Origin of the sequence: Kitasatospora sp. NPDC085879 (assembly GCF_040686255.1) — a bacterium.
Taxonomy (GTDB): Bacteria; Actinomycetota; Actinomycetes; order Streptomycetales; family Streptomycetaceae; genus Kitasatospora.
The window spans coordinates 45673-69311 of record NZ_JBFBJZ010000017.1 but is presented as its reverse complement, the minus strand read 5'-3'; the positions used below and the strand labels follow the sequence as shown (position 1 = coordinate 69311).

Annotated in this window: 15 protein-coding genes and 1 tRNA gene; 7 read left to right on the top strand and 9 right to left on the bottom strand. The window is 72.4% G+C overall.

What is annotated here, in order from left to right; all coding sequences use genetic code 11:
- Window positions 1-43 precede the first annotated feature (43 nt).
- The 6 genes from pknB to AB0P35_RS15610 form a co-directional block, all read right to left on the bottom strand.
- Window positions 44-2104: a Stk1 family PASTA domain-containing Ser/Thr kinase gene (gene pknB / locus AB0P35_RS15635; protein ID WP_095873827.1), complete on the bottom strand. Its 2061-nt coding sequence runs from the start codon at window positions 2102-2104 to the stop codon at window positions 44-46.
- A 262-nt stretch (window positions 2105-2366) separates the two neighbouring features.
- Entirely contained in the window at window positions 2367-3830 is a 1464-nt protein-coding gene (locus AB0P35_RS15630) for a penicillin-binding protein 2 (RefSeq protein ID WP_363510960.1), read from the bottom strand.
- 14 nt (window positions 3831-3844) lie between these two features.
- The gene (locus AB0P35_RS15625; RefSeq protein WP_363511051.1) at window positions 3845-5212 is read right to left on the bottom strand and encodes an FtsW/RodA/SpoVE family cell cycle protein; all 1368 of its coding nucleotides are present in this window, start codon (window positions 5210-5212) and stop codon (window positions 3845-3847) included.
- Window positions 5213-5323: 111 nt separating this feature from the next.
- Entirely contained in the window at window positions 5324-6940 is a 1617-nt protein-coding gene (locus AB0P35_RS15620) for a protein phosphatase 2C domain-containing protein (RefSeq protein ID WP_363510957.1), read from the bottom strand.
- 122 nt (window positions 6941-7062) lie between these two features.
- Entirely contained in the window at window positions 7063-7578 is a 516-nt protein-coding gene (locus tag AB0P35_RS15615; RefSeq protein WP_095873824.1) for an FHA domain-containing protein, read from the bottom strand.
- Window positions 7579-7590: 12 nt separating this feature from the next.
- A complete protein-coding gene (locus AB0P35_RS15610; protein ID WP_095873823.1) occupies window positions 7591-8463 on the bottom strand; it encodes a DUF3662 and FHA domain-containing protein in 873 nt (290 codons plus the stop codon).
- A gap of 453 nt (window positions 8464-8916) precedes the next feature.
- On the opposite strand from AB0P35_RS15610, the gene AB0P35_RS15605 reads away from it, so the two are divergent.
- Together AB0P35_RS15605 and AB0P35_RS15600 are read left to right on the top strand one after the other, a co-directional pair.
- A tRNA-Leu gene (locus AB0P35_RS15605) sits at window positions 8917-9000 on the top strand.
- A gap of 418 nt (window positions 9001-9418) precedes the next feature.
- Window positions 9419-12418 (top strand): S53 family peptidase, encoded by a 3000-nt coding sequence (locus tag AB0P35_RS15600; protein ID WP_363510952.1) that lies wholly within the window; start codon window positions 9419-9421, stop codon window positions 12416-12418.
- 86 nt (window positions 12419-12504) lie between these two features.
- Here the strand turns inward: AB0P35_RS15600 and AB0P35_RS15595 are convergent, their stop codons facing one another.
- Complete coding sequence (locus AB0P35_RS15595; protein ID WP_363510949.1) at window positions 12505-13641, bottom strand: histidine kinase; 1137 nt, start codon at window positions 13639-13641, stop codon at window positions 12505-12507.
- Window positions 13638-14309, bottom strand: coding sequence for a response regulator transcription factor (locus AB0P35_RS15590; protein WP_095873820.1), 672 nt, complete (start codon window positions 14307-14309; stop codon window positions 13638-13640). Before AB0P35_RS15590 ends, AB0P35_RS15595 begins: the two co-directional genes overlap by 4 nt.
- 320 nt (window positions 14310-14629) lie before the next feature.
- On the opposite strand from AB0P35_RS15590, the gene AB0P35_RS15585 reads away from it, so the two are divergent.
- Window positions 14630-16411: a phosphatidylglycerol lysyltransferase domain-containing protein gene (locus tag AB0P35_RS15585; RefSeq protein WP_363511049.1), complete on the top strand. Its 1782-nt coding sequence runs from the start codon at window positions 14630-14632 to the stop codon at window positions 16409-16411.
- Between the two features lie 247 nt (window positions 16412-16658).
- On the top strand, window positions 16659-17435 hold the full coding sequence (locus AB0P35_RS15580; RefSeq protein WP_179419419.1) for a hypothetical protein: 777 nt from the start codon (window positions 16659-16661) through the stop codon (window positions 17433-17435).
- 35 nt (window positions 17436-17470) lie between these two features.
- On the opposite strand, the gene AB0P35_RS15575 is transcribed toward AB0P35_RS15580, so the two are convergent.
- Complete coding sequence (locus AB0P35_RS15575) at window positions 17471-20176, bottom strand: SpoIIE family protein phosphatase (RefSeq protein WP_363510944.1); 2706 nt, start codon at window positions 20174-20176, stop codon at window positions 17471-17473.
- A 424-nt stretch (window positions 20177-20600) separates the two neighbouring features.
- Here AB0P35_RS15575 and AB0P35_RS15570 point away from each other — a divergent pair, with 424 nt between their 5' ends.
- From AB0P35_RS15570 to AB0P35_RS15560, 3 genes are all read left to right on the top strand, one after another.
- Entirely contained in the window at window positions 20601-21785 is a 1185-nt protein-coding gene (locus tag AB0P35_RS15570) for a rhodanese-like domain-containing protein (RefSeq protein WP_179419418.1), read from the top strand.
- Window positions 21786-21950: 165 nt separating this feature from the next.
- Window positions 21951-22580, top strand: coding sequence for a DUF5819 family protein (locus AB0P35_RS15565; protein WP_363510941.1), 630 nt, complete (start codon window positions 21951-21953; stop codon window positions 22578-22580).
- A gap of 104 nt (window positions 22581-22684) precedes the next feature.
- Window positions 22685-23629, top strand: a complete 945-nt coding sequence (locus AB0P35_RS15560; RefSeq protein ID WP_257019293.1) for an HTTM domain-containing protein — start codon at window positions 22685-22687, stop codon at window positions 23627-23629.
- The last annotated feature ends 10 nt before the right edge of the window (window positions 23630-23639 follow it).

Here is a 23639-nt window from a genome sequence, read left to right as displayed (position 1 = left end):
CGTGGTGCGCGGCCCCTCCGCCGTCGCTCTGACGACCGGTCGGTCAGTTGTTCGTGGGAGGGCCGTCGCCGGCCCGCGTGGTCAGGCGGATGACCGTGCCCGCGTCGACCGGGGTGCCGGACGGCGGGTCGCTGGTCAGCACGATCGCGTTGTCGTCCTGCGGACCGAAGACGACCTGCGGGACGAGGCCCTTCTGGGTCAGCATCGCGAAGGCCTGCTTGTAGGTCTTGCCCTGGAGGATCGGCACCGAGGGCTTGTCCGCCAGCTTGCCGACCGTGATGGTGACCTGAGCGCCCTTCTTCAGCTGGCCGCTCTTCGGGTTCTGGTCCAGCACCACGTCCACCTGGGCCGGGTCGGTCACCGACTGGGTGGCGACCTTGACGGTCAGACCGGCGTCCGTGATCGCCTGGGAGGCGGCGTCCTTCGTCAGGGTCACCACGCTCGGCACCGCGACCTTGCCCGCGCCGCCGGAGATGGTCAGGGTGATCTGCGTGCCCGCCGCGGCCTTGCCGGTCGGGCTGTACGAGATGACCTTGTCCTGGGCGACGGAGTCGTCGTTCTTGATCTCCGTCTTGACCGTGAAGCCCTTGCCCTGCAGCGTCGTCGTCGCCGCGTCCACCGACTGGCCGGACACGTCCGGGATCTCGGTCTCCACCGGGCCGGACGACAGGTGCACCTTGATCGGGGTGTTCACGTCGATCGACGAGTTGGCGGCCGGCTCCTGGGTGCAGACCTGATCCTTCTGGATCTTCGCGTCGGGGCAGGCGATCGGGGTGCTCTGCTGCACCTGCAGCTTGTCGTTCTGCGCCTTCGCCTTGGTCTGCGCGTCGGCGAGGCTCAGGCCGACCAGGTTCGGCGCGGTCGTCTTGCCGCCGCCGCCACCGCTGTTCAGCATCGCCTGGACGACGAAGAACGCACCGACCAGCACCAGCACCGCCGCGACGGCCAGCACGATCCAGGAGGTGTTGTTCTTCTTCTGCTGGCTCTGCCGGCGGCTGCTGCGGCCGTAGCCGTCCTCGTCCTCGTAACCGCCGCCCTGGCCGCCGCCGGCGCCGTAGCCGTCCTCGTGCGCCTGGGGCGGGTAGCCGTAGCCGGACTGCTGCGAACCGACCGGCGGCATCATCGTGGTCGGGCCGGCCGCGCCCTGCTGCGGCAGCAGGTTGGTCTGCCCGTACGGGTCGTACTGCGGCGCACCGCTCTGGTCGTAGCCGTAGCCGGCGCCGCCCATGCCGTACGCGGCGGCCTGCTGGGCCGCGGCCACCGGCAGGCCGTCGAGGAAGCGCTCGATGTCGTCGCGCATCTCGTCGGCGCTCTGGTAGCGGTAGTCGCGCTCCTTGGCCAGCGCCTTCAGCACGATCGCGTCGACCTCGGGGCGGACCTCCGGGTCGAAGGCGGACGGCGGCTGCGCCTCCTCCCGCACGTGCTGGTACGCCACCGCCACCGGCGAGTCGCCGACGAACGGCGGACGCACGGTCAGCAGCTCGTACAGCAGGCAGCCGGTGGAGTACAGGTCGGAACGGGCGTCGACGGTCTCGCCCTTGGCCTGCTCGGGGGAGAGGTACTGGGCGGTGCCGATGACGGCCGAGGTCTGCGTCATCGTCATACCGGCGTCGCCCATCGCCCGGGCGATGCCGAAGTCCATCACCTTGACGTTGCCCTGGCGGGTCAGCATCACGTTGGCGGGCTTGATGTCGCGGTGGACGATGCCCGCCCGGTGCGAGTACTCCAGCGCCTGCAGGATGCCGATGGTCATCTCCAGCGCGCGCTCCGGCAGCAGCCGGCGGCCGGAGTGCAGCAGCTCGCGCAGGGTCGAGCCCTCGACGTACTCCATCACGATGTACGGGATGGAGATCCCGTCGATGTAGTCCTCGCCGGTGTCGTACACCGCGACGATGGCCGGGTGGTTCAGTGACGCGGCGGACTGCGCCTCGCGGCGGAACCGGGCCTGGAACGAGGGGTCGCGGGCCATGTCCGCGCGGAGCGTCTTCACGGCGACCGTGCGGCCGAGCCGGGTGTCATGGGCCAGGTAGACCTCGGCCATGCCGCCGCGCCCGAGGACGCCGCCGAGCTCGTACCTGCCGCCGAGGCGACGAGGCTCTTCCATAGTTCCGACCCTCTCCCTCACCGGGTGGTGAGGATGTGACGTAGGTGTCCCCGCACGCACTGTTGGACGCTTGCCGCCGCCACCACGGTTCTGTGACGCCGACGCCGCGGCCGGAGCCACGACTCAGCAGTGGATACACCCGCTGCTGGCGGATACGCTACCGGGCGAACCTGAGGCAACCCGAACAGCCTGCCAGCTGAGACCAGACCGGTATGCACCGGAACGGTCCTGCTGTGACGATTCCCTCAGGTCGGCGCCGCTGCTACTTGCCCTGGACCACCGCCTGCATGATGCTCTTGGCGATCGGCGCGGCGATCGAACCACCGCTGATCTCGCTCCGGTCGTCGCTGCCGTTCTCGACCACGACCGCCACCGCGACCTGCTTGCCGTCCGCGCCCTTGGCGTAGGACATGAACCAGGCGAACGGCAGACCGCTGTTGTCCTGGCCGTGCTGGGCGGTGCCGGTCTTGCCGCCGACCGTGACGCCGTCGATCTTCGCCTTGGTGCCGGTGCCGTTCTGCACCACCGACTCCATCAGCTGCTGCAGCTTCTGCGCGGTCGTCGCCGAGACCGGCTGGCTCATGACCTTCTCGGAGTGCTTGGAGACCACCGCGAGGGTGCTGGAGCGCTCCTGGTCGACCAGGTACGGCTCCATCAGCGTGCCGTTGTTGGCGATCGCCGCGGCGACCATCGCCATCTGCAGCGGGGTGGCCCGGGTGTCGTGCTGGCCGATGGCGTCCATCGCGGTGCCGTCCGGCGCGGAGTTGGACGGGAACACGCTGGTGGTGGCCCGGATCGGGACCTCCACCTTGGAGCTGTTGAAGCCGAACTTCTCCGCCTGCGCGCGCAGCTTCGGGCCGCCCAGTTCGGCGCCGATCTTGCCGAAGACGGTGTTGCAGGACACGTCCATGGCGTCCAGCAGCGTGGCGTTGGTGCAGGGCTCGTCCTTGCTGGCGTTCTTCAGCTCGGTCTTGGTGCCCGGCAGGAAGTACTGCTCCGGAGTGTCGGTCTTGTCCCCGGGGTTCTGGAACTTGCCGTCCTCGAACGCGGCGGCCGCGGTGACCAGCTTGAAGGTCGAGCCCGGCGGGTACGTCTCGCGGAGCGCCCGGTTCAGCATCGGCTTGTTCGGGTCCGCGTTGAGGTCCGTCCACGCCTTGGCGTCCGCCGCCGAGCTGCCGGAGAAGGTGCTCGGGTCGTACGACGGGGTGGAGACCAGGGCCAGGATCGCGCCGGTGCGCGGGTCGATCGCGACCGCCGCGCCCTTCTTGTTGCCGAGGCCCTCGAAGGCGGCCTTCTGGGCCTTGGCGTCGATCGTGGTGACGACGTCGCCGCCCTTCTTGTCGTCACCGGTCAGCATGTCGAGGGTGTTGCGGAAGAACAGCCGCGAGTCGGTGCCGGCCAGGATGCCGTCCTCCAGCGACTCCAGCTGGCTGGTGCCGAAGGACTGCGAGGAGTACCCGGTGACCGGGGCGTACATCGCGCCGTCGATCCAGCTGCGCTTGTACTTGTAGCGCAGGCCGTTGACGAAGTCCGAGTTGGTGACCGGCTGGCCGCCCACGATGATGTTGCCGCGCGGGTAGGCGTACCGGTCGTACTTGTTCCGGTCGTTGTTCTTGTTGGTGGCCCAGGCGTGGGCCTGGACGCCCTGCACCCAGTTGGTGCGCACCATCAGGGCGAGGACGAGGATCAGGCAGAAGACCGAGACCCGGCGGATGGGCTTGTTCACGTGTCGGATCCCTTTCAGGCCGAGGCCGGGGCGGTGGCCGGCTCCGGTTCGGCGGCCGGGCGGCGCGCGCTGTCGCTGATCTTGAGCAGGATGGCGATCAGGCCCCAGTTCGCCACCACCGAGGAACCGCCCTGGGCGAGGAAGGGCATCGTCATACCGGTCAGCGGGATGAGGCCGGTCACACCGCCGGCGACCACGAACACCTGCAGCGCGAACGCCGAGGACAGGCCGACCGCGAGCAGCTTGCCGAACGGGTCGCGGGCGGCGATCGCCGTCCGCAGACCGCGCTGCACGATCAGGCCGTACAGCAGGAAGATCGCCATCATGCCGGTGAGGCCGAGCTCCTCGCCGAACGAGCCGAGGATGAAGTCGCTCTTCGCGGCGAACTGGATCAGCCACGAGCGGCCCTGGCCGAGGCCGGTGCCGGTGACGCCGCCGGAGCCGAAGGCCATCAGGGTCTGGCCGATCTGCTCGCTGGTACCGACCGGCGGCGGGTCCGCGAAGGCCGCCATCGGGTCGAGCCAGGAGTTGATGCGGGTCTGCACGTGCGACTCGACGGAGGCGACCACCGCGGCGCCGCCGATCGACATCACCAGGCCGAAGAGGATCCAGCTGGTGCGCTCGGTGGCGACGTACAGCATCACCACGAACAGGCCGAAGAAGAGGAACGAGGAGCCGAGGTCGGTCTCGAAGACCAGGATCAGGATCGACAGCAGCCAGACCATGATGATCGGGCCGAGGTCGCGGCCGCGCGGCAGGTACAGGCCCATGAAGCGGCGGCTGGCCAGCGCCAGCGCGTCCCGCTTGACCATCAGGTAGCCGGCGAAGAACACCGTGAGGATGATCTTGGCGAACTCGCCGGGCTGGATGGAGAAGCTGCCGATGTGGATCCAGATCTTGGCGCCGAAGTCGCCGTCCCGGGTCGGGAAGAACGCCGGCGCGGCGAGCAGCACGAGGGCCAGCGCCATCGAGATGTAGGTGTACCGCTGCAGGATCCGGTGGTCCTTCAGCAGCACCATGACGCCGATGAAGAACGCGATGCCCAGGCCCGACCACATCAGCTGGTTCGCGGCCGCGGGGAAGTTGCTGGCCAGCAGCTTGCCGGCCTTGTCCAGCCGCCAGATCATCACCAGGCCCAGCCCGTTGAGCAGGGTGGCCAGCGGCAGCAGCAGCGGGTCCGCGTACGGCGCGAAGCGGCGCATCAGCAGGTGCGCGACCAGCGCCAGGGCGCCCATGCCGAGGCCGTACGCGAGCATGCCGGCCGGCAGCGAGCCGTCCATGGCGAGGCCAACGTTGGCGTAGGCGAACATCGGCAGCACCACCGCGAAGCCGAGCATGGCCAGCTCGGTGTTGCGGCGGTTCGGCGCGTTCTGCGGTGTGATCGTCGTATTGCCCCGCCGCGCGCCGCGGCGGTCCGTCTCACTGTTGCTCAGGTCAAAGGTGCTCACGTGTAGGCCGCTCCCCGACGGCTGAGTCCCCTGGCGGGGTCGGTGCTAGGGGGTCGGGCAGGAGGATGCCAGCTGCTTCTCCTGCTCGTTCAGATCTGGCGTGGTGCCGGGGTTGCCGGTGCTCAGGGTGTCGGTGCTCGGACTCGGACTCGGGCTCTGGCTCGCCCCCGGGGCCGGGGTCTCGTTGCGGAAACCCGCCTGGGTCAGCGCCGTGGCGGAGGCCGACGGGGCCGCCGACGGGCTCGGGCTCGCCCCGGGCTGCGGCGTCGAGCCGTCACCGGTGGTGCCCTGGGCCGGCTTGGCGCCCTGCGCGACCTTCTTGCAGACCGCCGCCTGGGTGCCCAGGGTACGCACCTGCTCGCGGGCGTCCGCCAGGCTCTTCGCCTGGATGGTCTTGCTGACCTGCGTCCGCTGGTACGTCGGCAGGAACTTGAGTTCGATGTCGGCGTGCTGCTCGTACACCGAGGACAGGCTCAGGCCGGCCAGCGACTGGTTCAGGCCGCGATAGACCGCCACCCCGTTGCCGTCCGCACCGACGTAGTACTGGTCCTGCGTCCACTTCCAGCCGACGTACCCGCCGCCGCCCAGCAGACCGAGCACGACCAGCGCGGCCAGCGAGACCTTCAGCTTCCGGCCCTTGCGCTTGCGCCGGGACGGCCGCTCGCCGTCGTAGTCGTCGTACGACTGCGCGTCGGCGCCGTAGCCGTCGGCCTGGCCGTACCCGTCGTCCTCGTAGCCCTCGGCGGGGCCGAAGCCCGCCGCCTCGTAGCCGCTGGCCGGGCCGAACGCGCCCTGCGGCGCCTGCGGCCGGCCGAGGCCCGCGGCGCGGCCGGCCGGGGTGTTGAGCAGGTTCTGGTCGCCGTGGTGCGGCTGCGCCTCGGCGACCGCGCCGACCACCACCGGGATGTCCGCGAGCTGCCCGCTCAGGGTGTCCGTGGCACCGACGTCGATGACGTCCGCCACGATGCACGTGATGTTGTCCGGCCCGCCGCCGCGCAGCGCCAGCTGGATCAGCTCCTGGACGGTCTGCTGCGGGGCGTAGTAGCTCCCGAGCGTGGCCTCCAGGGTCTGGTGGCTGACCGGCCCGGACAGGCCGTCCGAGCAGATCAGGTAGCGGTCGCCGGCCCGGACCTCGCGGATCGACAGGTCCGGCTCGACCTGGCCGCGGCCGTCCAGCGCCCGCATCAGCAGCGAGCGCTGCGGGTGGGTCTCCGCCTCCTCGGGCGTGATCCGGCCCTCGTCGACCAGCCGCTGGACCCACGTGTGGTCCTGGGTGATCTGGGTCAGCGCGCCGTCCCGCAGCAGGTACGCCCGGGAGTCGCCGATGTGCACCAGGCCCATCCGCTGGCCCGTCCACAGCATCGCGGTGAGGGTGCAGCCCATGCCCTCCAGCTGCGGGTCCTCCTCGACCATCTGCCGGAGCCGGTCGTTGGCGCCCTGCACGGCGTCGCCGAGCAGGGTCAGCAGGTCGGCACCGGGGATGTCCTCGTCCAGCCGGACGATCGAACCGAGCACCTCCGAGGACGCCACCTCACCGGCCGCCGCACCGCCCATGCCGTCGGCGACGGCGAGCAGCCGCGGACCGGCGTAGCCGGAGTCCTCGTTCCCCTCCCGGATCAGTCCCTTGTGGGAGCCGGCGGCGAAGCGCAGCACCAGGCTCATGCCGTCGCCGCCCCCTTCCGGGACCGCGGGGTGGCGACCATGCCGCGGGCGCGCACGGCAGCGGCAGCGCGGCGCCCGCGCTCCCGGCTGGTCTTGGACGGGGTGGTGTCCCTCATGCGCCGCTACTTCCGCAGTTCGATGACGGTCCGGCCGATACGGATCGGCACGCCGGGCTGGAGCGGCATCGGCGCGGTGAGCCGCTGCCGGTCCAGATACGTGCCGTTGGTGGAGCCTAGATCCTCCACCGTCCACTGCCCAGTCTGATCCGGGAAGATCCTGGCATGGCGGGAGGAGGCGTAGTCGTCGTCCAGCACGATCGTCGAGTCGTGCGCCCGGCCCAGCGTGATCGTCTGCCCCTGCAGGGCGACGGTGGTGCCGGCCAGCGAGCCCTGCACGACCACCAGGTGGGTCGGTGCGCCGCGGCGCTGGCGCGGCTGCGGCGGGGCCGCCTGACCGCCGGCCTGCTGCGGCGGACGGCCCGCGGGCGCGGCTGCGGCGGGTGCGCCGCGCCGCGCCGTGCGCGGGTTCACCTTGGTGCCGAACAGGTCGCTGCGGATGACCTGGACCGCGACGATGACGAACAGCCACAGCACGGCGAGGAAGCCCAGCCGCATGACCGTGAGGGTCAGTTCTGACATGAGTGGCCCGCTCTACCCTTCGACCTGTCGGTAGACGATGGTGGTGGACCCGAGGACGATTCGGGAGCCGTCGCGGAGCGTAGCGCGCTGGGTGTGCTGCCCGTCCACCACGATGCCGTTGGTGGACCCGAGGTCGAGCACCATCGCGGGCGTCCCCGGCCGGATCTCCGCGTGCTTGCGGGAGACCCCGGGGTCGTCGATCCGGATGTCCGCCTCCGTCGAGCGGCCGAGCACGCACGCGTTGCCCGTGATCTGGTGCCGGGTGCCGTTGACCTCCACCCAGCGGCGGGTGTTCGCACCGCTGTGGCCGGCGCCCGGGAAGGGGCGGACGTTCCCGGCGGCGGCCGGCGGGGTCTGCGGCATCGCCGGCGGCCCGGCGGGGGGCGGCGGCGCACCGTACGGGGCCGCGCCCTGCTGCTGCCACGGGGCGCCGGGCGCGGGCGGGGTCGGGCGTCGCTCGTAGCCGCCCGGGGCGGCCGGCGGCTGCGGCGCCTGCTGCGCCGCGGGCTCCTCGCCGGCGAGGGTGCGGCTGCGCACCCGGTACAGGCCGGTGTCCAGTTCGTCGGCCTGCTCCAGGGTCACCTGGAGCGGGCCCATGAAGCTGTAGCGCTGCGCCTCGGCGTACTCGCGGACCATGCCGGCGAGCTCGGTGCCCAGCTGGCCGGCGTACGGGCTGAGCCGCTCGTAGTCGTGCGGGCTGAGCTCGACGATGAAGTCGTTCGGGACGACCGTGCGGTCGCGGTTCCAGATCGTCGCGTTGTTGTCGCACTCGCGCTGGAGTGCGCCGGCGATCTCCACCGGCTGGACCTCGGACTTGAACACCTTGGCGAAGGTGCCGTTCACGAGACCCTCGAGCCGCTGCTCGAACTTCTTCAGGACTCCCACGGGGCACCCCCTTCCAGGGCGTCGGCCGGGCCGCGCTCGCGGGCCGGGTTGCGGTTTTCCGTACTGATCGTATCCACGTCGGGCCCATCCGTACGGTTCCCCGGGAACGTGGTCCCGGGGCGTGAGACCGGGCACACCGCTCGCCACCTGCCCGGCAGGTGCCGGTACGGGGGCGTGCGCCGGGTGCGGACGCTGGTGCGGAGCGAGCTGAACGGCAAGCGGGAGGTACCCGCGCGGGGCCCCGCTCATCCCTCGGTCACCCGTTCGTCCGCCCCGGAGGGAGGCGGTTCCCCGGGGTGCGGGGAAACGGATTCGGAGGTAGCCCGCCGGTCGTGCTAATGTTTTCCACGTCGGAAGGGGCGCCCGAGAGGGAGCCGGACGGAAGACCCGGAGAGATACGGTAAGGTTCTCGACAGGTCGGAAGAGCGGCAAGCATCTTACGACAGCACCCATGCGCGGGTGGCGGAATAGGCAGACGCGCTGGATTCAGGTTCCAGTGCCCGAAAGGGCGTGGGGGTTCAACTCCCCCCTCGCGCACAGCGAAGCCCCGCAGATCTTCGGATCTGCGGGGCTTTCTCGTTGTTCGGACTCATTCCGTCGTCGGGTCGGCGACTTTGAGGGGTGCGGGGGGCTTTTGGGGGGACTTCGGGGGTATTTCGGGATGTCCGAGACCCGGCAATGTCTCCTCCTGATAACGGGGGGCGCCCTCGAACCGTTCGTGTCGGCGCCGACTGATAGAACATGCAGCGGAATTCCCGTAAGACAGTTCGATGAAATGTCCGTTTGGTGCCGATGGTGCCAACTCGGGCGTCTCCACGGGGGGTTGCACGTGGGGGATCAGCCGGGAGCGCGCCGCTGACGCGGCTGTGCCGGCTTCTTGTTCTTTTGCCGTGCCCGCCGTTCTGTCCGGAATTCCGCCCATATCCGCCGCATTGTCATCCCAAGGAGAACGCGGATGCTCGACCCATCGGGTCCGACCAGGACGCGAATGCGGGCGGCAGGACGTGCGACCACCCTCGCCGTCACCACCGCCGCCCTGGTCACGGGGGCCGGCCTGCCTGTCCTCGCGACCGCCCAGGCGGAGTCGATCGCGCCCAAGCGCATCGGTTCCGCGCCCGTCGCGCCGAAGGACGCCGTGAAGACGGCCGCACCGGCCGACAGCACCGAGCTCGACCTCAGCATCACCCTGCAGCCGAAGGACCAGGTCGCGCTGACCGCGTTCGTCAGCGCCGTCTCCACCCCCGGCTCCCCGCTGTACAAGCACTACCTGGGCACCGGTGAGTTCGGGAAGCGCTTCGGCGCCGACCCGGCGACCGTGGCGAGCGTCCGCGCGGCGCTCACCGCTGCCGGCCTGCACCCGGGCGAGCTCGGCGCCAACGGCCTGACCATCCCGGTCAAGGCGACCGTCGCCGAGGCGAAGAAGGCCTTCGACACCGACTTCGCCGGCTACAAGCTGGCGGACGGCACCGCCACCTACGCCAACACCCAGGCCCCGTCGGTCCGGGGCGACCTGGCCGGCCGGATCGCCGGCGTCGTCGGCCTGGACACCACCTCGACGTACAAGCCGCGTTCGGTGGTCAAGTCCAAGGCCGCGATCAAGGGTTCGGCGGCCGGCTCGGAGCAGGCGCGCAACATCGGCGCCAGCCCGCAGCTCTGCGCCGACTGGAAGAACATCCTCTCGTCCAACAACATGGTGGACGGCCGGGACTACTACAGCTCCGGGGCGCTCGCCCAGGCCTACAACCTGAACGGCATAGCCGACGGCGCCTCGGGTTCCACCATCGCGATCCTGTCGCTGGAGAACTACGACACCCGCGCGGCCGCCGCCTGGCAGGCCTGCAACGGCACCAAGACCTCGGTCTCCAACGTCTCGGTGGACGGCTTCGTCAACCAGGCTCCGGACTACCAGAACGGCGAGGGCGGCGAGACCGCGCTCGACGTGGACACCATCGCGTCCCTGGCGCCCGGTGCCTCGATCCTTGTCTACCAGGGCCCCAACACCGCCCAGGGTGTCTACGACACCTACCAGAAGATCGTCAACGACAACCGCGCTCAGGTGGTCTCGATCAGCTGGGGCCGTTGCGAGGCGGAGCGCGACTCCGGCCGCGAGAACGCGCTGAACCTGGTCCTGCAGCAGGCCGCTGCCCAGGGGCAGTCCGTGGTCGCCGCCGCCGGTGACGCCGGCTCGACCGACTGCCGCGGCTCCGGCCTCGGCAACGACAACGTGCTCAGCACCGACAGCCCGGCCTCGCAGCCCTACGTGACCGGTATCGGCGGCACCTCGCACACCGGCCTGGGCACCTACCCCGGCCCGATCTCGGTGTGGAACCGCAACGGCGGCTCCGGCGGTGGCGGTCTCTCCACCCGCTGGGCGCTGAGCGACACCGACTTCGCCTGGAACGCCCAGCACGCCGCCGAGTACGCGAACGTCTGCGGTGCCGCGGCCGGCCAGTCCTGCCGCCAGGTTCCGGACGTGTCGGCGCTCGCCGACCCGGCCACCGGCTACCTGATCTTCACCAACTACGACGCCAACAACAGCCTCTGGGCGAACGTCTACGGCGGCACCAGCGCCGCGGCCCCGCTCTGGGCGGCCCTGGTCGCGCTGGCCAACTCGTCGACCGACTGCGCCGCCAACGGCCCGGTCGGCTACCTGAACCCGATCCTGCGCAAGCTCGACAGCTCGGTGTTCAACGACGTCACCCTGGGCAACAACGACGTCAGCGCCTCCGGCAAGTACTCCGCGCTCGCGGGCTACGACCTGGCCACCGGCCTCGGCTCGCCGAAGGGCAAGGCGGTCATGGCGGCGCTGTGCCAGCAGCTGCCCTCGCAGCCGGCCGGCACCTACAACCCGGTGTCGCCGGACCGTCTGCTCGACACCCGCTTCGGCACCGGTGCCCCCACCGCCAAGGTTCCCGCCCGCGGCACGCTCAACCTGCAGGTCGCCGGTCGCGGCGGTGTCCCGGCCTCGGGCGTCAACGCGGTCGTGCTGAACGTCACCGTGGCGGGCACGACGGCCGCCGGTTACCTGACCGCCTGGCCCTCGGGCAAGGCGCGGCCGGACTCGTCCAACCTGAACTGGTCCGCGGGCCGTGACGTGCCGAACCTGGTCACCGTCCCGGTCGGCGCCGACGGCAAGGTCAGCCTCTTCAACGGCGGCTGGTCCGGCTCGGTCGACCTCGTCGCCGATGTGTTCGGCTACTACTCGGCCGACGCCAACGGCTCCACGCTGACCCCGGCCGGCCCCAGCCGTCTGCTCGACACCCGCTACGGCACCGGCGCTCCCCAGGCCAAGCTCGGCGGCAAGCAGACCCTGGACCTCCAGATCCCGGGCAGCGGCGTGACCGCGGTCGTGCTGAACACCACCGTCACCGGTACCGACAACGGCGGCTACCTGACGGTCTGGCCGGCCGGTGAGACCCGTCCCAGCTCGTCCAACCTGAACTGGGTCAAGGGCCAGACCGTGCCGAACCTGGTCGTCGTGCCGGTCGGCGCCGACGGCAAGGTCAGCATCTACAACGGTGCCTCGGCCTCGATCGACGTCCTCGCCGACGTGTTCGGCTACTTCACCAAGGACGCCTCCGGCGGCAAGTTCCACAACGCCGGTCCGAAGCGCCTGATGGACACCCGTTCCGGCAAGGGTGCGCCGGCTCCGGCCGCGCTCACCAACGGCAAGGTGGTCCACCTGTCGCTGAACGACGGCGGCGCGCTGGCGTCGGCCACCTCGGTCGTGCTGAACGTCACGGTGACCGACACCACCTCGAGCGGCTACCTCAACGCGTGGCCCGGCAACACCACCCGTCCGGGTTCCTCGAACCTGAACTGGGACACCAAGGGCCAGACGATCGCCAACCTGGTGACCGTCCCGGTCAACAACGGTGTGGTCGACCTGGCGCTGACCAGCCCCGGCTCGGCGAACGTGATCGTCGACCTGTTCGGCTACTACAGCGCCAACTGACCTCCCGGTCGGTGACGCAGACGGGCGGCGCCCTCCCCTCGCGGGGAGGGCGCCGCCCTCGTTTCTCGCCCCGGCAGGACCCGGGGTCAGTCAGCCGCGGCCGGCAGGGCGGCGCGGACGGTGAAGCCGCCGTCCGCGGTGGGGCCGGCCACCAGGGTGCCGCCGAGCAGCTGGGCGCGTTCGCGCAGGCCGACCAGGCCGTGGCCGCCACCGGGCAGCGTGGGCAGGTCGGTGGCGCGGGCCGGCGGCGGGGCGTTGCGCACCTCGACCAGCAGCCGGTGGCCGCCGCCCGCCACCCGGACGGTCACCGCGGCGCCGGGCGCGTACTTGGTGATGTTGGTCAGCGCCTCCTGGACCGTCCGGTACGCGGCCCGCTCCACCGCCTCCGGCCACTGCCAGCCGCCGGTGGAGAGGTCGGTGGTCACCGGCAGCCCGCTGCCGTCGATCAGTTTCGGCAGGTCGGCCAGCCGCGGCTGCGGGGCCAGCGGCTCGGTGGGCTCGACGCCGGCGGCGCGCAGCACGCCGACCATCTGACGGAGCTCCTGCAGGGTGCGGACGGCCAGCTCGCGAATCGTCGAGGCGGTGTCCTTGGCGGCCGGGTCGCCCGTGGACACCTGGAGCGCCCCGGCCTGGATGGAGATCAGGCTGACCTGGTGGGAGACCACGTCGTGCATCTCCCGGGCCAGCCGGGCCCGCTCGGTGGCCAGCACCCGCTCGGCGAGAAGCCGGCTCTCGCGCTGCTGGCCGCGGGTGAGTTCGTCGAGCCGGTGGGCGAGTTCGCGCCGGGTACGGGCGAGCAGGCCGAGTGCGGCGGGCCCGGCGGCGAGCATCACGCACTGGATCGCGTACAGCGCGTTGTCCCGGTCCAGGGCGAGCGGGTGGTCGGCGAGCGGCCAGTGGAAGAACTCGACGAGGGCGAAGGCGGTGGCGCAGGCCGCGGTGACCCGGAGCGCCGCCCGCTGCGCGGCGACCGAGTACACGGCGGTCATCGGTGCCAGCCAGATGTAGTTGACGAACGCGCCGGGCAGGGTCAGCAGCAGCACCGTCACCGGGAGGCGGCGGCGCAGCAGCAGGGCGAGTGCGGCGAGCACCGAGAGCGCGGCCTCCCACCAGTGGGCGCCCTTGGAGACCAGGGCGGCGTCGACGAGCGAGACCAGCACCGGCAGCAGCAGCATCAGCCAGGTCGCGGTGCACCAGGCGGGCAGTGCTCTGTGGCCGGTCATGCGCCCGGGTTCCCCTGGGCGCGGACCAGGCCGGCGCGGTGCGCGACCACGGCGGCCTGGACGCGGTTGGCCGCGCCGAGCTTGGCGAGGATCGCGCTGATGTGGTCCTTGACGGTGCCGGTGCCCAGGTAGAGGCGGTCGGCGATCTCCGCGTTGGAGAGGCCCTCGCCGAGCAGGGCGAGCACGTCGAGCTCGCGGGTGGTGAGCTGGCGGGCGAGCGCGGTGGCGTCCGCGTCGGGGCCGCCGCCCTCGACGTAGCCGTTGATGACGGTGCGCGCGACGGTGGGCGACAGCATGCTGCCGCCCGCGGCCAGCACCCGCACGGCGTGCACCAGTTGCTCGGGCGCGGTGTCCTTCAGCAGGAAGCCCGCGGCGCCGGCCCGCAGGGCGGTGCCGATGTACTCGTCGGTGTCGAAGGTGGTGAGCATGGCCACGGCCGGCGGGTCGGGCAGCGCGCGCAGCCGGCGCAGCACGCTGATGCCGTCCAGGTCGGGCATCCGGATGTCGAGCAGGACGACCTGCGGGCGCAGCTCCACGGCCTGCTGCTCGGCCTGGCCGCCGGAGCAGCCGCCGACCACCTCCAGGTCGGGGGCGGAACCCACGATCAGGCCGAGGCCCGAGCGGACGAGGACCTCGTCGTCCACGATCAGGACGCGGATCGGTGGCATGGCTCTCCTCGGGCGTGCGCGGCTCGTCTTCGAGCCTAGGGGTCGGCGGGCCGTGATCCGGTCCACCGGCGGGGTGGGCACCCCCGCCGTTCGGCGGGGGTCGGAATCCGCTACCGGATTCACGCAATTCTCATCCGGGGTGGGGAACCATGGAACACGGAGCCCCCTGTGGGCCCTGGCCGCTCGGAGACCGGGTGTGCGGGCCGCTCCGTCCCTCCCCGGGTGTCGTACGGATGCGTCCCCTACGTTGATCGTCTGGAATTGGAGCTGTGTCCACTGTGAAGCCGGCGCCCACCGCCGTTCCCGCGCATTTCGGAGCCTTGGCCGGGCTGCTCGCCCGCTGGCGGCCGCGCGCCGCCGCGGCGACGGTCTGGTACCTGCGGCTGCTGGCCCTGCTGAACCTGGTCGCGGTGCTCGCCGTGCCGTTCCGGGACCAGGTGCAGGAGCACAACGAGGGCGAGTACTTCACCCCGTACCTGCTGACGGCCGGTCTGACGACGGTGCTGCTGTCGCTGTTCCTCGCGGTCGCGATGCGGCGGCGCAAGCGGGCCGCGTGGATCTTCAACGCGGTGGTGTCCGGGCTCTTCTCGGTGCTGTACCTGCTGCTGATGCTGGTGCCGGACAGCCGCTTCGCCGACCACCCGATCAACTGGTTCTCCACCGTGCTGACGGTGGGCTTCTTCCTCGCGCTGCTGCTCGGCCGCCGCGAGTTCACCTCCAAGGGAGACCGCTCCAACCCCAAGACCGGGGTGGCGACCTTCATCGGCGGCCTGCTGTTCGGCGGGATCGTCGGCGCGACGCTGGTGCAGTTCACCAACACGGTGCACGGCGGCGCGGAGTTCGGCACCCGGTTCGGCTACGCCGTGGCCCGGATGGTGACGATCACCCCGTCCGGCCGGCTGGCGGACGAGATCGCCGTACCGACCTGGGTCAACGCCTTCATCAACGCCATGGGGGCGGTGCTCTTCCTGCTGGTGCTGTACCTGGCCTTCCGCAGCCCGCGCGGCCAGGAGCTGCTGACCGTGGAGGACGAGGTCCGGCTGCGCGAGCTGCTGGAGCGGCAGGGCGAGCGGGACTCGCTCGGCTACTTCGCGCTGCGCCGGGACAAGGCGGTGATCTTCTCGCCGTCCGGCAAGGCGGCGGTCGCCTACCGGGTGCTGGGCGGTGTCTCGCTGGCCTCGGGCGATCCGATCGGCGATCCGGAGGCCTGGCCGGGGGCGATCGACGCCTGGCTGGAGGAGGCCCGGGAGCACGCCTGGGTGCCGGCCGTGATGGGCGCCTCCGAGGAGGCCGGTGTGATCTACGCCCGGCACGGCCTGGACGCGCTGGAGCTCGGCGACGAGGCGATCGTCGAGGTCGACGAGTTCTCGCTGGACGGGCGGGCGATGCGGGTCGTCCGGCAGGCGTACAACCGGGTCAAGCGGGCCGGGTACACCGTGCGGATCCGGCGGCACGAGGACATCCCGGACCCGGAGATGGCCGAGCTGCTGGACAGGGCCGACCACTGGCGGGACGGCCAGACCGAGCGGGGCTTCTCGATGGCGCTCGGCCGGCTCGGCGACCCGGACGACGGCCGCTGCGTGATGCTCGAGTGCCACGACGGTGACGGCGAGCTGCGGGCGCTGCTGAGCTTCGTGCCGTGGGGCCGCAACGGCCTCTCGCTGGACCTGATGCGCCGGGACCGCGACAGCGAGAACGGCCTGATGGAGTTCATGGTGATCGAGCTGCTGCAGCGGGCCGACGAGGTCGCGCTGGAGCGGGTCTCGCTGAACTTCGCGATGTTCCGCTCGGTGTTCGAGCGCGGATCGAAGCTGGGTGCCGGACCGATCCTGCGGCTGTGGCGTTCCGTCCTGGGATTCTTCTCCCGCTGGTGGCAGATCGAATCGCTGTACCGGGCAAATGCGAAATACCGGCCGATCTGGGAGCCGCGCTATCTGCTCTTCGAGAAGAGCAGCGAGATTCCGCGGATCGGTATCGCCAGTGCGCGCGCCGAGGGTTTCATCACGGTGCCGAGTCTCCCCGTCCTGTTCCGTCGCCGTCATGTCCGGGCCGCCGCGCAGGCGCTGCCCGGCGGGGGGTCGGCGGCGGAGCGGGACGGGTAGGGGTAGTCCCTCCGCCGGGGGGCGGAGGGCCACCGCCGATCGGGGGGTGCGACTGCCGTCGGGCGGTTGCCCCCCTCCGACCTGAGGATGATCCGCGATTCGCCTCGCAAGCTGACGACCCCTGTTTATCCATTGCCTACCGTGGATGTATCGGCAGGAGAAACCCTGGCCGTCCGGGAAATGTCCCGGGAATTGCTCGGTGGGGCGCGGGGGTGCCCGGCCGGAAGACGGACGGGGAGATTCAGCGGTGGAGCGGACGGTTGGCGCGGGGGGCGTGCGCCGAGGCCTCGGACCGGTGGCGGTCCGGGTCGCGGCGGCGGAATGGGGCACGCTGGTCGGAATCGTCCGCGGGCACCTGCGCCTGCACCGGTTCGCCTCCGTGCCCCTGGCCACCGCGGCCACCGTGCTGGTGCTGGCCTTCTCCGTCGTCCAGCACCTGCCGGGCGGGGAACGGCTGGTCACCCAGCTCGGCGTCGTACGGGCCGCACTGCCGCTCGGGGTCTCGCTGCTGCGGACACCGCTCTCGCTGTACGTGCCCGCGCTGGACCTGCCGGTGTGGGGGGCTCTCGTCCAGGTCTTCCTGGTCTTCGGGATCGCCGAGATCGTCCTCGGGCGGCGGCTCACCCTGGCGGTCGCCTACGCCTGCACCCTGGCCGGCACGCTGTTCGCCCGGATCGGCGTGGAGCTCGGCCCCGACCACCTCTTCGGCTTCCCCGGCTGGGTGGCGCACGTCCGGGACACCGGCCCGTCCGCGGCCGTGGTGGCGCTCGCGGTCTGCGTGGCGATCCGCTGCCGCGCCTGGTGGACGGGCGGTGCGGTGGTGCTGGCGATGGTCGTCGAGGCCGTTCTGCTGCCGAACCTCGCCGGGCTGGAGCATGTCGTGGCCGTCCTGACGGCCGGGCTGATCGCCGCCTCGCTGGAGGTCTTCGGGCAGTTCTGGCCGCGGGTGCTGGCCGGCGTCGGCGCGGCGGCCTCGGTGGCGGCCGAGGCCGGCCCGAGGACGGCGCTGCCAGCGGTGCGCTGACCGAAGCACCGCCGACGGCGTTCAACGGTGGTGCGTCAGCTCCGGGGCAGGGGCAGCTCGAACCAGACGACCTTGCCGACCGCCTTGCGGGCGGTGCCCCAGCGCTCGGCGAGCTTGCTGACCAGCTGCAGGCCCCGGCCGTGCTCGTCCATCGAGCCGGCCGGCTCCAGCGAGGGCAGGTTGTGGTTGTCGTCGCTGACCTCGACCAGCAGCTTGTCGACCCGGATCAGCTGCAGCTGCACGTGGTCCCGGGCGACCCGGACGGCGTTCGTCACCAGCTCGCTGACCAGCAGCTCCACCGTGTCGTCGAGCGCGTCCAGGCCCCAGGCGGCGAGCTGGCCGCGCACCAGCGAGCGGGCCCGCCGGACCTCGTCCTCCGAGACGGCGAGCTCCCAGGTGGCCACCTCGCTCGGCGGGACGCCGTCGAAGCGGGCGACCAGCAGCGCGACGTCGTCCGCCCGGTCGTCCGAGTGCAGCCGCTCCAGCACGGTGTCGCAGGCCTCGTCCGGGGTCTGCTTGGGGTCGATCAGATTGCCGCACAGCGCGGCCAGGCCCTCTCCTATGTCGCCCCCGCGCACCTCGACCAGGCCGTCGGTGCACATCACCAGCATCGAGCCGTCCGAGACGTCGATCCGCTTCGCCACGAACGGCACCCCGCCGACGCCGATCGGTGCGCCCTCCGGGATCTCCAGCAGCTCGCCCCGGCCGTCGGGGTGCACCAGCACCGGCGGGACGTGCCCGGCGCTGGCCAGCTCGCAGGTGCGGTTGATCGGGTCGTAGACCGCGTACAGGCAGGTCGCCAGGTGGTCGTCGCCCAGCTTGTGGGCCAGGTTGTCCAGGTGCCGCAGCAGCTGGCCGGGCGGCAGGTCCAGCGCGGCGAGGGTCTGCATGGCGGTGCGGAACCGGCCCATCGCGGCCGCCGAGTGCAGGCCGTGGCCCATCACGTCGCCGACCACCAGGGCGACCCGGCTGCCGGGCAGCTGGATCGCGTCGAACCAGTCGCCGCCGACCTCGGCCCGCGAGTCGCCCGGCAGGTAGCGGTGGGCGATCTGCACCCCGGGGATCCGCGGCGGCCGGGTCGGGATCATCGAGCGCTGCAGGGTGGTCGCCACCCGGGACTCCGCCCGGTGCAGCCGGGCGTTGTCCAGCGACAGCGCGGCCCGGGCCGCCAGCTCCTTGAGCGTGGCGGCGTCGGACTTGTCGAAGGGCGCCCGGTCCGGCAGCCGCAGCAGCTTGAGGATGCCCAGCACCGTGCCCCGGGCGGACAGCGGCAGCACCAGCATCGAGCGGCCGACCACCACCGGGACGAGGTCCGGGCCGCCGCCCAGCGAGGCCGCGTAGTCCACCGCCACGTCCGGGTCTATCACCGGCACCAGCACCGGCTGGTTCTCCTGCAGGGCGAGGCCCGGCGGGGTCGAGCGGGGCATCGCCAGCAGCGCGCCCTCGTCCAGGACGTGGTCCCAGTGGCCGGGGGAGCTGTTCACCGCGCGGGCCACCCGGCGCAGCATCGTGCGGTCGTCCGGGCGCTCCTCGGGCAGCTCCGAGTCGGAGATCAGCCCGTCGAGGAGGTCCACGCAGGCGAAGTCGGCGACCCGCGGGACGAGCACCTCGCACAGCTCGCGGGCGGTCGTGTCGAGGTCCAGGGTGGTGCCGACCCGGTTGCCGACCTCGCTCAGCAGGGCCAGCTGCTCGCCGGCCTGGCTGACGGTCAGCACCTCCACGGACGGCGGTGCGGGCGGGGCCGGGACACCGGGGGTGTCGGCGGGTGGTCCGTCCGGCCCGTCCGATCGGCCCTGCGGCGGAGCGGACCCGACGGCGGCCCGGGCGGGCGCGGTGCCGTTGGCGGTGGACTCGATGGCTGGGCCTCCCTGGCTCTGGCCGTTCGCGGTGGCCGCCCCGGACTCGCGCTGCCCGGGCACGGTGGTGCCGATCGCCCGTCCGTCGTCGGCGCCGCGTGGCGCCCCGGCGGGCAGGACCTGCAGTCCGATCGCCCGGCGCCCGCCGGGTGCCGGATCGGCCGGGCGGCGGGTCGCCCGCGGCCGGTCGGCGCGCTGCTGCGGCGTCGGGTAGCGGCGCACCAGCCCGGCGGCGATCCGGGCCGCGCCGCGTCCGGCCGACTCGTAGGGGAGGACGGGCAGTCTGGTCGCCGCGTCGACCCAGAGCGCGGGCACGCCGGCCGCCGCGATCTGCCCGAGCAGCCGGCGGCGGCGGTCCTCGGAGCCGCGCGGCAGCAGGCCGTCCAGCGCGGCGGCGCCGCCCGGCCCGGCCGGGGCGAAGGCGGGGGAGACCCGGTGGAAGGCGCCGGTGGCGGCCGGGGCCGCAGCGTACGCCAGCAGCCGCTCGCCGAGGGCTATCCGCGGGCCGCCGGCCCGCAGCGGCCGGGCGTCGGCGGCCAGCGCCAGCAGGCTGCGGCCGGTCGGCTCGATCAGCGGATAGGCCCACCAGATGACGTCCCGCAGCCGCTCCTCGCGGTCCACGACGGCCATCGCGCCGGCCCAGGCCGCGTCCAGCTGGGTCAGGTCGTCCAGGGTGTCCAGCGCGTCACAGCGGCGCGGCGGTGCGCCCGGGCGCGGCGAACCCGTCTCCGGCCGGGGCTCGACGGCGGGCAGCAGACCGGAGGCGGTGCGGCCGCAGGCCACCTCGGCGCGGTGGCCGAAGAGCTCCTCGGCGGCGCGGTTCCACAGGGCGATCCGGCCGTCCGGGTCGACCATCACCGCGGCGACGCGCAGCAGGGCGACCACTCCGGAGGGAGGGTCACCCGTGCCGTCTCGCGAGGCCGCTGCGGAATTCGGCTCGTCCACCATCGATTCGGTCTGCTCCCGCCTGGCCGCCCTGTTCGGGAGCGGCCGCTGTGTCGGCGCGGCGCAACGGGCTCCTTGTCTCCGGCCGCTCCTGTGTGTCCCGTCCTTTGTACGCCGGCATCCCCGCGGCACTCAGGCGCACGTGCGGTGCAGCACGGATGTTCCGTCCAATGAAGCACGTGCGGGGCCGGCTCCGACAGCGAATCGCGGAGATTCCTCGGTATCAGTTGCGTGTCACTGGGTGAGCGCCCGTGTGCGCTGCGAGTTCAATCGGACGGGGTACCCGGACGACGGCCCGGCGGCCGGTGCCGGACCCCCGGTAGGGTGGCAGGCTCGGAGACCGGGTGCATGCGGAGGCGGACTGGTGAGCGCGGAGAGCCCCGTCCAGTGGAGCGAGCAGGAGCGGCTGCTGCTGGAGGAACGGGTGGCCGCCGCCGAGCTGGCCTGGCTGACCCTCGACGTCGACGTCGCCACCCTCCGGGTGGAGATCGACAACTTCGCGCTGGTCCACCACCAGCTGCTCGGCCCGCTCTACGCCCGCCTCGACGAGCTGGACGCGCTGATCGCCGAGGCGGTCGCCGTCCGTACCGGCGACCCGGAGGCGCTGCGCCGTGCCGCCGAGGCCCGCAGCCGGGTCGCCGAGCCGGACGACCCGGCCGCCGCCGGCCTGGCCCCCGAGCCGCCGGCCGCCGCGAAGGTCCGGCCGGACCGCGAGGCCCAGCGGATCTACCGCGACCTCGCCCGCCGCGCCCACCCCGACCTGACCACCGACCCGGCCGAGCAGGAGCGCCGCTCCGCCTTCATCGCCCGGGTCAACGAGGCGTACGCGCAGGGCGACGCCGGTGCGCTGGAGGAGCTGGCCGACGAGTGGTCGACCGCCCCGGAGACCGCGCCCGACCCGGACTCCCCCGACCGGCCCGACTGGCTGCTGCGCCGCCTGGAGTGGCTGACCGCGCGGATCGGCCAGCTGGCCACCGAGCAGGTCAGGCTGGAGCGGACCCCGATGGGCGAGCTGCTGCTGCTCGCCCCGCAGGAGCCGGAGCGGCTGCTGGAGGAGCTCGCCGAGCAGCTCCTCGCCCGGGCCTCCGACCGGCGGACCGAGCTGGAGCGGCTGCTCGGCGACGACGTCGTGCCGGGGCCGGCGCCGGCCGGTCGGCACAATGGAGGGGAGGACCCCTCGCCGCACAGCCCCGGCACCGACTCCCAGGAGACCCCGACGATGTTCGCGCAAGCGCTGCCCACCACCGACGCCGCGTCCGTCCCGGCCGACGCCGCACTGCTCGACGTCCGTGAGCAGGACGAGTGGGACGCCGGCCACGTGTCCGGCGCGCTGCACATCCCGATCGGCCAGGTGATCGCCCGGCTCGACGAGCTGCCCGACGGGAAGCTGTACGTGCTCTGCCGGGTCGGCGGCCGCTCCGCCCAGGTCGTCCAGTACCTCGTCGCGCAGGGCCGCGACGCGGTGAACGTGGACGGCGGCATGTTCGCCTGGGAGGCCGCGGGCCGCCCGATGGTCGGCACCGACGGCCGGGACGCGTTCGTCCTCTGACCGGACCGCGGGTCGTCCTGCCGTACCCGCGCCCGGCACCGGGGCCCGCTTCGGCGGGCCCTTCGCCGTTCCGTACCGGTGCGCCGCCGGCCTGTCCCCCGGGTGCCCCGGTACGGCAGGATGACCGGCGAACCGTGCCGCAGCAGCCGTAGGGGAGGACACCGCGTGCGCACCTGGTCCACCCCCGCCCTCACCGTGCTCTGCCTCTCCGGGGCGGGAATGCTCGGCGGCACGGCGATCCTGCTCGGGGTGCTGTTCCTGCACAACGCCCCGCCCAACGCGCTCTCCCAGGAGTACCGGCAGCAGCTGGACGGGATCGTCTACCCCGAGTTCGAGCAGAACTGGAAGCTGTTCGCGCCGAACCCGCTGCAGCAGAACATCACCGTCGACGCCCGGGTGCAGACCATCGCCGACGACGGCGAGGTGCACACGCAGGGCTGGATCGGCCTGACCGCCCAGGACGCCGCGGCGATACGCCACAACCCGGCCCCCAGCCACGTCGACCAGAACATGCTCCGCCGCGCCTGGGACTTCTACGAGTCCACCCACCCCGCGGAGGACGGCGCCGCGCCGGGGCAGCGCGGCAAACTCGCCGAGGAGTACCTCAAGCGGATAGCCCTGCAGCGGATCGGCCGCACCGCCGCCGGCGAGCGCGTCCTGCAGATCCAGTTCCGCTCGGCCGCGAAGGCCGTGCCGCCGCCCGCATGGAGCACCGAGGAACCCGCCGAGTCCACCCCGTACAAGGAACTGCCCTGGTGGCCGGTGGACGAGGACGACTACCGGGGGCTGCTGTGAGCGGGACCGACACCACCCTCCCGGTGGACGACGGCGCGGCGCGCACCGAGCCCGCGCCGCCGCCCGGCCGCTTCGAGCGGTTCTTCGACGCCTTCACCGGCACCGTGTTCGGCCGCCACCAGGCGGCGGTGGTCCGGATCGGCTTCGGTCTCGCCTGGCTCGGCTTCCTGCTCCGCGAGTGGCCGAACCGGCGGGTGCTGTACGGCGACCGCTCCCCGTGGTCCGCCGGGCTCTCCGACTCGCTGCTCTCCGCCACCCACGCCTTCACCGTGCTCTCCTGGTCGGACGGCCGGCTGTGGTTCGAGACCGTCTACCACCTGGCGATCGCCGCCGCCGTGCTGATGGTGCTCGGCTGGCGCACCCGGGCGAGCGCCGTGCTGTTCGCCGTCACCGTGCTCTCCCTGCAGAACCGCAACGTGCTGGTCGGCGACGGCGGCGACAACGTGGTGCACCTGATGGCGATGTACCTGGTGCTCGTCCGCTCCGGGCTGGTGTGGTCGCTGGACGCCCGGCGCAGGGCCGGCCGGCCCGCCGCGGCCCCCACCGGGGAACTCCGGGCCGTCCGCGACGCGCTCGTCACCATGCTGCACAACTGCGGCATGCTGATCATCGCCGTCCAGGTGGTGCTGATCTACGCCACCGCCGGCTGGTACAAGGTGCAGGGCTCCCGCTGGCAGGACGGCACCGCCCTGCACTACCCGCTCCGCCTCGACTACTTCACCCCGTGGCCGGAGCTGTCGGCGCTGCTCGGCTCCAGCCTGCTGATCACCTTCGCGCTCAGCTACGGCACGGTGATCGTCCAGGTCGCCTTCCCGTTCACGCTGTTCAACCGGCGCCTGAAGAACGTCCTGCTGGCGCTGATGATCGCAGAGCACTCCGCGATCGCGCTCGTGCTGGGCCTGCCGTTCTTCTCACTGGCGATGATCGCCGCCGACGCGGTCTTCCTGCCCACCGGCTTCCTGCTGCGGCTGGGCGCCCTCGCCCGCCGGGGTGCCGGGCGGCTCCGGGCCGACGTACGCCTCCCGGCCGCGCGGCCGCCGGCGCCCTAGACTGCCCGGT

Bases quoted from the DNA above. Each gene is read 5' to 3' on its own strand.
- AB0P35_RS15620 (WP_363510957.1), bottom strand. From the start codon at position 6,940: ATGAGCCTGGTGCTGCGCTTCGCCGCCGGCTCCCACAAGGGACTGATC.
- AB0P35_RS15590 (WP_095873820.1), bottom strand. From the start codon at position 14,309: ATGCCACCGATCCGCGTCCTGATCGTGGACGACGAGGTCCTCGTCCGC.
- AB0P35_RS15600 (WP_363510952.1), top strand. From the start codon at position 9,419: ATGCTCGACCCATCGGGTCCGACCAGGACGCGAATGCGGGCGGCAGGA.
- AB0P35_RS15615 (WP_095873824.1), bottom strand. From the start codon at position 7,578: ATGTCAGAACTGACCCTCACGGTCATGCGGCTGGGCTTCCTCGCCGTG.
- AB0P35_RS15595 (WP_363510949.1), bottom strand. From the start codon at position 13,641: ATGACCGGCCACAGAGCACTGCCCGCCTGGTGCACCGCGACCTGGCTG.
- pknB (WP_095873827.1), bottom strand. From the start codon at position 2,104: ATGGAAGAGCCTCGTCGCCTCGGCGGCAGGTACGAGCTCGGCGGCGTC.